The following is a 1124-nucleotide window of genomic DNA, read 5'->3' on the forward strand; positions in this document are numbered from 1 at the left end:
CCAGGCATATCACTGTTATCCCAACCTCGGCGCCTCATTTCACGATGGAGCTTCCTTACCTTCTTCCAACTGCGAAGTTGGACGGAGCGCAGACGCCTGCGAATCCAGCCGTCTAGTTCCCGAAAGCGTTTCTTCACATCGCCCGTGCGAAAGTAGTTTCCCCATCCCCTTAGGTATGGGTTCAGCTCCTTCTTTACCAGCTTCTCCACGTTCACGGTCTGGTTCCTTCTCGTGATCGTCTTCACCCGTTCCTTGAATTTGGACATCGCTTTATCCGACGGAATCATCTTCTTTCCCGGTTTGAACTCATGCCCTAGGAACACGAAGGATTCCCGTTTACTGTTAACGATTTTAGTTTTCTCCGGGTGTACCTTCAGTCCCATTTTGTTTTCAAGAAGGCGGATGACGGACTTGAGTACGCGTTCGGCACCTTTCTGCGTTTTGCAGCAGATCACAAAATCATCTGCATAACGAGTTATTCGGTGTCCTCGTTCACTCATCGTCTTGTCCAGCGGATGCAGGTAAATGTTCGCTAACAGAGGACTTATGACACCCCCCTGCGGGGTTCCTTGTTCATTGATGTGGAAACTCCCGCCGTCCATTACCCCAGCTTGCAGAAATTTCTCCAGCAGGGCCAGTACGCTCCCGTCCACTACGGACTCCTTCACCATGTCCAGCAGTTTGTTGTGTGGAATGGTATCAAAGTACGATTTGAGGTCTGCATCGATCACATAGCGATATCCATCTTCCAGGTCTTTGCGGATGTTCCTTAGCGCCATGTGTGCATCTCTCTCCGGACGGAAGCCATAACTGCGTTCCATGAACTTCGCTTCGAAGATGGGCTCCAGTATTCGTTTTGCCGCGGCTTGCACGACTCGGTCTCCCACGGTAGGAATGCCTAGAGGTCTCTGCGTCCCGTCGGCCTTCGGGATGTAAACGCGCCTGACCGGTTTTGGCCGGTATGTCTTGCTTCTCAGCGCATGCTGAAGCACTTCTAGATGGTGCTCCAACTCTGACTCGTATGCCTTAATGGTCACTTGATCGATCCCTGCTGCACCTCGGTTCCGTTTCACCTCTCGGAAGGCTTCCTCCATGTTTGGCTTCGCCCATATCTTATCGATGAG

1 protein-coding gene is annotated in these 1124 nt (G+C 51.9%); it reads right to left on the reverse strand.

Annotation, left to right across the window (positions count from 1 at the left end):
* Positions 1-1094 (reverse strand): group II intron reverse transcriptase/maturase (gene ltrA / locus AC3Y2E_RS34555; protein ID WP_379217979.1); only part of this gene is annotated, 1094 nt, incomplete at its 3' end.
* Positions 1095-1124 lie beyond the last annotated feature (30 nt).

It is taken from the genome of Paenibacillus sp. MAH-35 (genome assembly GCF_058135425.1).